This window comes from Clostridium lentum, from assembly GCF_014287815.1.
Taxonomy (GTDB): Bacteria; Bacillota; Clostridia; order Clostridiales; family Clostridiaceae; genus Clostridium; species Clostridium lentum.
In genome coordinates this window covers 1-10,276 of the sequence record NZ_JACOOQ010000031.1, presented here as the reverse complement: position 1 = coordinate 10,276, position 10,276 = coordinate 1, and the positions used below count along the sequence as shown (strand labels likewise).

Below are 10,276 nucleotides of genomic sequence, written 5' to 3'. Positions count from 1 at the left end.
CTACTTGGAATGGAATATCTGTAGTTACTGTTGCTTTAATTGTTTTAACTACATTAACATTAATCTTATACATAGTTATATTTCCATGAGTATCAGTAACCTTATAATTTACTGGATAAATTCCAACTTCTTTAGGATTAACTTCCCCTTCAATTTCAACTTTTAAGTCCTTATCATCATCTTCTACGTCTGATATGCTAACTAAACTTTTAAAGTATGATTCCATATACTCTTGAATATTTTCCTTCATACTATTTAATTCAACAGTTACATTTCCTATCTTTTCTCCATCTTCTCCTGTGGTTTCATTTTGCACTACATCTTCTTTTGGAGCTATTTCAGGTGAACCATACACTTGAATTGTTTTATATTCAGTTGTAGTTCTTCCCCAACTATCAGTCATTGTATACTCAATATTAAATATACCAGATTTATCAAACTTATAGTTAAAGGCAGTCATATCAATTACATCACTAGTATTGATAGTTCCATCAATTGAATTACTTTTATCAAATGTAGCTGTACTATCAGTAGAGTTTACATTACTTGCAGATTTATTGAATATTCCTCTAATACCATTTGAAGAAATAGTTTTAGTTGCATTTTGGCTAATAGTTTTATTAATTTTTAAATCATCATTTTTTATAACTAACTTAACTTTTTTACCTAAATCATCATCTATTTCATCTGAAGTTACAACTCCACCTAATAAATTAAAAGTATCACCTACAGGAACTCTAACAAAATCCATTCCTGTAATTTTAGGTGCTTCATTATATACAGGAAGTAAAATAGAATTACGTTCTCCTGTTCTATTTTTATTAGACGTATCTTTAGTAAAGTAAAACCTTACATTATCTAAATTATCTGCCTCTTTAGCACCTTCATTATAATCTACTTTTACATTAGTCTTAGAGTTGTATTTCCCCATTACATACATCATATCAGGACGATTAAATCTAATTTTTAAATAATCACCCTCATACACATTCTGATTATTAAATTTATCGAATTTTCTTTTATTATCACCACTTCCAGCACTACTTGATGAAAAGTTTTCAATTATATTATCTCTACCATTAGCTCTATATAAACCAATAGATAATACATTTTGAGTTTCATCATGTTCTTGATATATTATTTGTTCACCTTTTGTTGTAACATTTAAAGTTCCAATAAAATTATTATTTGAAGAAGGTATTACCTTTATTCTAAAAGGATTTAATCCTCCTCTATCAACAACAGTAAATACATTTTCATCTATTGCCATGGTTGAATCGTCATAATGTGCTACTAATCCTTTTTTAGTAATTTCAAAAGTTACATAGTCTAAATAATACCTATTACCTACACCTTTACTATAATCAGTATATACATCACCTAATATTTCTCCCTTTATACTAAAATTAGGTGTTTGTCTTGCTATAATTTTAATTTTATCACCATATTCTAACACTTTACTTTCTATTGATTTAATAGAAAAATTATCATTTTTAGGATTGTCTTGTGCATCAACCACCCCTGAAAAAACTGTTTCATTTGTGTTATTTTCTACATTTCCTCTAAATATTTTTATACTATAATATTCTGGAATTCCATTTGAATTGGCAATAATTTTATTTACAAAAGCTTGAAAAGAAATTTTAGGTTTTTTTGTATCATTATTTTCTGTAAGCTTTAACTTAAATGCAGGTAAATCGTGCTCTGAGCTATCACGCCCACCAAATACTAATTCGTGTCTATTTATACCTGGATTAATAGTTATATTCCTAGTTGCAGTAGATTGTCTTCCCCAACTATCAGTTGCTATATATGTTATTTCATATAATCCTGGATCTTCTGGTAATTTATTTGTAGTATCTCCATTAGATGTATTATTATTTTCATCTGTAGTTCCATCATTAGGTGTATCACTTGAATTACTTCCATCACTTGAATTACTTCCATCACTTGAATTACCACTTCCTTCAGAATTAGTTCTAGTACTTGATGAAGTTGAACCACTTTGTGTACTTCCATTAGTAGATTCTGCTGGTAAATTTCCAGTTTTTCTATAAGTTGTTTTTATACTACTTTCTCCTAATGTACCATCTAAATCATCATATACATTTACGCCTTCTGTTAATTTATATGTTTCTCCTAAATACTTACTAAATTCACCTGAACTTATATAAATACTTGGTGCATCATTATATAATGCTTCTAACCCAGCATCAGTAATTTCAAATCTTACGTTGACAATATTATCTTTCTTTACTGCTCCTGAATCATATAACTCTCTAGCATTTAAAACTCCACCAGTAATTCTTATCATACTTGTAGTAATTTCTTTTTTTTCTGGTGTAGATGGAGTATTTCCTTCTACTATTCCATTTGAATTACTTCCTGAACTACCATCAGTTCCTTCTGCACCTTCTACTGAAGAGTTTTCATTAATTATAGAAATATTTCTTTCACTTGGATTTTCATCAGGTGATTGCTGTGGTGGTGTTATATTTGTAGTACTATCTGGTTCATCTAAATCTGAAGCATATAGTGAAATATAATCCCCATATTCAAGTTGCCACTCTTCTAATTTCATTATTTCTGAAGATTCACCTGTAATACTTCCTTTTAAAGATATTTTTTTCTTTTCTTTACCATTTTCATTATAAAGCACTATTTTAATTGCTTCTTTTTCTGGATTCTCTGAATCAATTGCTATATTTTTTTTATTTTTAATTTGTAATTTTACTTTTACTTCAGTTTTAGAATCTACTGTATTAAATTCTTCATTAAATCCAATGGTAAATACTCTATTATCATTAGTTGGTTTACTTGTTTCAGTATCATCTTTATCACTACCTTCTGCTTCACCTTCATTACCTGAACTTACTCCAGAAGTAGTATCATCTGTTATTGATTCACTAATAGTTTGTGTATTTCCATTAGTTTCAGTATTTTGTGATGGCTCTTGATTTGCAGTTCCCTTTGAGTAAATATCTATTTCATTTCCTACTATATTACTAACAATTTTTACTGGTCTAGTTAATGTTCCATCTCTTCCCCAGCTATCAGTAACAATATAAGTAATTTCATAATTACCTACTTCTTCATAATTTACTGCACTTTCATCAACACCAACATTTGAAGGTTCTATATTTCCATCATAATCATCAGTAACTGTTAAATCTTGATTATAATCATATATTTCTCCTTTTTTAACAGTTATTATACCTTTATCAGCTTCATTTTGTTTTGGATAAGTTATAACTGGAGCTTCATTATAAATAGCTTGAATTTGAGTACTTCCTATTTTAAATCTAGTATTTTTAAAAGTATCTAATTCATTTTCATCTATACCATTTGATAAATCTAATGAATGATTATTTAAATTATTAACTTTTTCAATATTGCCAGCAATTGATAGTTTTTTAGGATATTTTGTTTCAACACCTATAAATAATCCTTCTTGGTACTCTAAATCATTAATTTTTTTAATTTCCTCATCACTTATAAGTACATTTCCTTGTACTTGTAAAGTTTTTAAAGTAGCTCCATTTCTATCATAAATAGAAAGAGTTAGTACACTTTCACTATCATTAGAATATAATGCTGCTGTAGGTTTATTGTAAACTTTAAGTTTTTTCTCTAACTCATCAAAACCTATTTCTAAATAATTTTCATCATTATTTTCTGACTTTAATTTTAATATTACACTCTCAATATTATTTTTAGGTACAACATTGAATTTTCTAACTTTCGTTGTTGTTACTCCCCAGCTGTTTGTAACTGTGTAAGTAACTTCTTTTTCACCTAAAACTTTAGTGTCTATATTTTCTGAAGTGTATTTAACTTTAGAAAGTTCTATATGTTCATTAGTATCAGTTATTGTTACACCATTTAAATACTCTATAGCTTCTCCTCTTTTTACTTCAACTGAAGTATTTTCATTTTCTTCAAAAGTTATAACTGGAGTAGATGCTTTTATTTCTTGTAATCCATCTTCAGTTATTTTAAATCTTACTTTTTCCATTTCAGATATTAAACCATTGCTATAATCATGAGTTTTATTTTTAATATTACCTTTAATTTTTACTTTTTCATGATTACTTGTCCAAATACTTATTGTATCACCAATATTAAAAGTATACTCAATTAATTTATTTAATTGATTTTTTATATTCTCTAATGAATTTAAACTTTCTGTAGTAGTTAATGAATCTATAGTTGAGTTAACTACTATCTCACCATTATTATTAAATACTTTTATTCTAAAGATTTTTCCATTATTAGATTCTTCTGGTGGTGATGTATTTTCTGTATCAGATGGTGGTATAGTTTCTTCCGGATTTTGATTATCTGGATTTTCACCTTCTTCAACATTTTCCTCATCTGGTGCTAACTCTCCAGTTCTACTTTCTTGCTCTTCAGCATTATCATTAGGTCCTTGTGTTTCTGTATTAGTATCTTGAGATTTATTAACTAAGAATTTTTTATTACTTGCATCAAAATCAATTTTAAATAATAAATCTGTGCTACTTTCATTTGGATTATACACTTCAATACTATTACTTTTAACTTTAGATACAACTTCAATAGTTCGTACTTTAGTAGTAGTTCTATTCCAATTATCAGTAGCTGTATATGTTATTTGATGTATACCTAATTGGTTTGTATCTATACTTTCTGGTGATACTGTAAATGTATTGCTTGTATATCCATTATCATGAGAAACTGTTATATTGTTGCGTAAATCAATTCTTGTACCTTTTTCAATTATTTCTTTAGCTTCTGTAAAACCATTTATTACTGGAGCTTCATTATAAATAGCATTTAACCCTTCTGCTTTTGGATTAAATCCAACGTTATTCATAAAATCAATATTATTAATACCATTAGAATAATCTTCTTTTATTTTATCAGTTTTAGATATATTTCCAGTAATTTTAAGATTCGGTACAACTACATTTCCACTTTCAGTTTCAGCTTCAGAAGTAAATGGAATAACTTCATTTTCACTACCAGCTCTCCAAACTCTAATAACATCTGTTTCAACATATGAAACATTATTTAATTCTTTTAACTTTTCAGTAGTTCCTTTATCATTACCTTGTAGAGTTTTTGCAAACTTTACATTTCCATCTGAACCCTTTATCTGAATAGCAAATATATCTTTTCTTGGATTTTCTATATCTAAATACTCATCTCTTGCATTTATTACTTCATACTTATTAGTTAAAGTATTAAATCCAATTTCAAATGCTGGCTTTCTTTCTTCTGGAGTTGTATCACTTCCACCTGGTTGTTCTGTTTCACCAGAATTCCCCAAATCATCACTAACATTATCATCTCTTTCTGATGATTGATTATAACCAATACTCTCTCCTGAATTATTACCTAATCTCTCTTCATTTATAGTTGTTCTTGCTTCTAAACTTTCATTATCTTCAGCATATACTTGAATTTTATTTTTATATAACTGTGGTCTAACAACTACTTTTCTTGTTGTTGTTCCAGTTCTTCCCCAGCTGTCTATATAAGTATAAGTTACAGTTCTTTCTCCTAAAACACTAGTATTTATACTATTTTCCGTATCTCCATCTTTACGAGTATTTTCATTTATACTATAAGTTAAAATATTTCTACCATTACTAGAATTAATAGTTTGATTGTCTATTTCATAAGTTGAATTTAATATATTAATATTTTTATCATGGTCATCTTCAACTAATACCCCACTTTTTAAATCAAACTGTTTTTCATTTGTATAATCTTCTGAGTATATATCAATATCTTCAACAATTATTTCTGGTTCTTTATTATAAACAGCTTCAATACCTGTTGCTTTAAAATAAAATCTTGTATTTTGGAAAAGTTCTTGAGTAGCACCTTTTGTATAATCATGATTATTAACTCTGTCTATAACATTTCCTGTTAAAAACATTCTATCTGGTGCTTTTGCCCAAAATTCTATATAATCTCCATCCTTAACATATTGATTGTTAAAGCTAGCAAACTTATCATTAAGTTCATTTTGATTTTTTTTACCTGATTCAGTCCCTATAAATGTTCTCTCTATAGTGTTTTGACCTTGTCTAACTAGCTTAATTGTTAATGCATTTGTTCCATCTTGATAAATTATTGGTTCACTATAACCTTCTACAGTTATTTTTCCAATATAATTATTAGAAGAACCTCTATCAGAAGTGTTAAACTTAATTTTAAAAGGTTGTAATCCACCTCTATCTATATTTGTTATAACATTTTTTATGTTATCATTTAAATCTGTGTCATTGTAAATTGCAATTAAACCATTCTTAGTTATTTTAAATACAACATAGTCAAGATTCATTTTATTTTGAACCCCATCTGAATAATCTTCTTTTACATCACCAAGTATTTCACCTTTTATTCTAAAATTCGGTGTTTGCCTTGCGTAAATTTTAATTTTATCTCCATACTCTAAGTTTTCATTTGCTAATCTTCTCATATTAAAACTTGTATTACTTGGATTATCCTGTACCCCAACTTTAACTTCAACAATTCTATTTCTTACTCCAGTATTTTGAGTGTCTCTAAATATTTCTACTCCATAATAATCATAATTATTTTTAGCTGTAGCAAGAATTTGAGCATCTATTAAAGCTTCAAAATTAATCTTAGGCTTATTGTTTTCTTCAACTAATTTTAATTTAAAAGCCGGAAGATCTTCTTCGCTTCTATTACGGCCACCAAATATTAGTTCATGTCTTTCTAAACCTTTTTGAATAGTTAATGTTCTACTTGCTTTTGCTTCACGTCCCCAACTATCTTTTACTACATAAGTTACAGTATATGTCCCTACTTCAGTTGGAAGTGGATTTTTTACATTTCCTGTAGTTTCATTATTACCACTTGAATTTTCAGTGCTTTCTTGTCCATTTTCTAATGTAGCTCTTGCATTTCCTGACGTTTCAGGTGTGTTTGTATTTTCTGATGACACTATTTTTTCATAAGTTGCTGTTATCTTATCAACATCTATTTCTCCATCCTTATCATCAGTTACTTGCATATTTTCAGTTAACTTGTAAGTTTCACCTAAATAATGAGAAAATTCTCCTAAATTAACTATAGACTCACTTGTATTTTGTATTCTTGAACTATTATTACTTTCTGGTATAAGTGATATTACTGGTGCAGCATTATAAATAGCTTTAAGACCTTCTTCTGTATTTTCAAATCTTACATTTAACATTTGATCTTCACTACTTATCCCATCTGAATAATCATCTTCTGCTACATTTTCTGTCTTAGTAATCTCTCCTGAAATTTTTAACTTAGTTCTATCCTTAGCCCATACACTTACATAGTAACTTTCGTACATTTTTATTTCTTGTAATTTTCTTTCAAAATCACTATAATCAGTAACATTTTCATTTAAAGTTGCAGTTCCAACTAAATTCATTTTATTATCAAAAACTTTAATTTCAAATAATTTATCAGTTGGATTTTCACTTATTCTTGTTCTAGAACTATTTTCTTCACCTTCATCTGGATTACTTGGTTGTTCAGGTTGTGATACATCTCCACTTCCTGTATCTTCCCCATCACTACCGCCTTCTTCTGTTCCTTGATTTTCTCCATTACCTACATTTTCAGAGCCTTGTATTATTTTCTTAAATGTTAATTTATTTTTTACTGTATCAAAACCTATTTCAAATAATTTATTATTACTATTATCATCAAGTGATATTAAATTGTTTTCCACTTTTGATACAACCTTAACATTTCTTACTTTACTAGTTGTTCTTCCCCAACTATCTGTAACAGTATAAGTTACTCCATAAACTCCAACAGTATTTTTATCAAATCCTGTCTGATCTATTACTATATTATTTGTAATATTATTTTTATCATCAAGTTCATCTGTTGTAGTTACACCATCATTAAAGTTTGGTTCAGTTCCTTTTACTACTCTAAGCTCATCTAATCCATTTAAAACAGGTGCTTTATTGTAAATAGCCTTTAATCCATTTTCAGTAAGTTGAAATCTAGTATTTTTCATATTATCTGAATTAATAAAACCATTTTTATAAGGATTTGTTTCAGCATTTACATTATCACTTGGAACATTAGCACTTTCATCATGCTCACCAGTTTTAGATGATGTATTATTTGTTTTATCAGTATTATTATCTGAATCTGGTGCTAAATTACCAAAAATTCTTACTCTATTTAGCTTAGTGTTATCTGTTGATACAAAATCTATCATATCTCCATATTTATAATTAATATCTAACTTTTCTATGGCATTTTTTATTTCTATACCTGATGCATTACCACTTACAGGTAAGCTTCTTTGCTCTACACCATTTCTATAGGTTTTTATTACAAGAGCAGCACTATTTATACCATTAATAGTATCAGTAGTAGCATCACTAACTTTTAGCTTTCCTGTAATATCATCAAAAGAAATACTTAAAATTGGTGTATCTGTGCCATCTTTAAATATCTTTACAGTATTATCTTCTAGTTTATTTTTAGCTAAAACTTTAACTGTTCTTGTGGCAGTTCCTGTTCTACCCCAGCTATCTGTATATTGATAAGTTACTGTTTGATTTCCTAACTTATATTTATCAAATCCTACTATAGTAACAGAACTTAAATCAGTAATTTCCTTATCATGATCATCTGTTATTTTTACCCCTTCTTTAGGATCTAAATCTTTACCTCTTACAATTTCTATAGTATCAGATGAAAAAGTAATTGTAGGAGCATCATTATGTATATATTTTAACTTATCTTTAGTCATTTCAAATCTAACATTATCCATATAATCTCGATTTGTTACTCCAGTAGCATAGTTTGCATCATCAGGTTTAGATTCAATATTGGTGTCTCCTTCAATTTTCATATCTGTAGAATTTAATGCCCAAACTGAAATTCTGTCACCTTCATTGTAAGAATATCCATCTAATCTATCTAAAGCAGATGCAAATCCTGTTTCATTTCCTCTAATGGCTATTTCTCTTTTAACTATATTTCTAACTCCATCTATAATTTTAATTTTAAATGCAGCTCCAGAGTATCCTTTTATAGCTTCATATTTATTAGATATTCTATTAACTTCTATTTTATGATTTACAGAATCAATAGTCATATTAAATAACTCATCAGTAGTTCCTTTAGAATAAAACTTAAATTTAACTTGCTCTAATTCATTCTTAGGCTCTACTGTAATTATAGCTTTCTTAGTTACTGTTGCTCCCCAACTATCTGTTAATGTATATATAACTGTTTGTTCACCTAACTTCATATTATTAAAGGCACTATGATCTAATAATAAAGGAATATGATTAGCTTGATCAAAAGTATCACTTGCTGTTATCCCTTTAGATAAATCTATACTATCCCCTCTTTGTATTGTCTTTTTCCAAACAGTTTCTCCATTCTGAGTTCTTTCCTCACTATATCCAGATTCAGTTAGATTTATAGTTATAGTTGGATCTGTATTAGTTGCTATCTCCAATCCAGTATTAGTTATTTTAAATAACTTTTTACCTCTTTCTAAATTTGAAGTTCCCTGTGCATAAATACTTGATTGATCACCTAAAACACCACTTATTGGCAACTTTTGTGAAGCTGCTTCTTTATGATAAACATAAATATAATCACCAATTTCATATGGAACATTATTTAAAGCATTTGCAGCCTCACTTCTTTCATTTCCTCTAATTACAACTCCTTTTTTAAGTTGCATTCTAGAATCATATAATTCAAAAACAAAGTACTCATCTGCATTATTAGTTGTCATAATACGCATGTCCATATCTGTTACTTTTATAAGCTTTTTATTAGTATCAAATTTAATTTTAAATCTTTCATCTTTACCATTACTATATCTAACACCTTTTACTGTAAAAACAACATCTGATAATGATGCAGGTGTAGTTGAAGTTCTAGATTCTAGATTTAAACTTGAAACATCTTCTTCAGTTTCATTTGGACTTTCACTACTTATGTAAGTTATAGTTCTATTGGCACTAGTTACTCTACCCCATGAATCTTTTACGCTATATGTCACCATGGTTTTATTTTCTTCAAACTTTTTAGATGAAACTTGAATACTTGAATTTTGTATTTCATCATGGTCATCAGTAACACTTATTCCTTGAAGTAAAGCATCTTTATTTTCTGAATCAACCTCTATATCATTTACTCCATTTATAACTGGTGCTTCATTATATATTGTGTTGATTCCTTCTTTTTTAATTTGGAATCTTACATTGTTAATATAATCTAATGTTGATACACC

The 10,276-nt window shown here is 28.0% G+C and carries 1 protein-coding gene; it reads right to left on the bottom strand.

The features are described 5' to 3' along the window. Window positions 1-10,276 (bottom strand): immunoglobulin-like domain-containing protein (locus H8R92_RS12740; protein WP_186835652.1); only part of this gene is annotated, 10,276 nt, incomplete at both ends.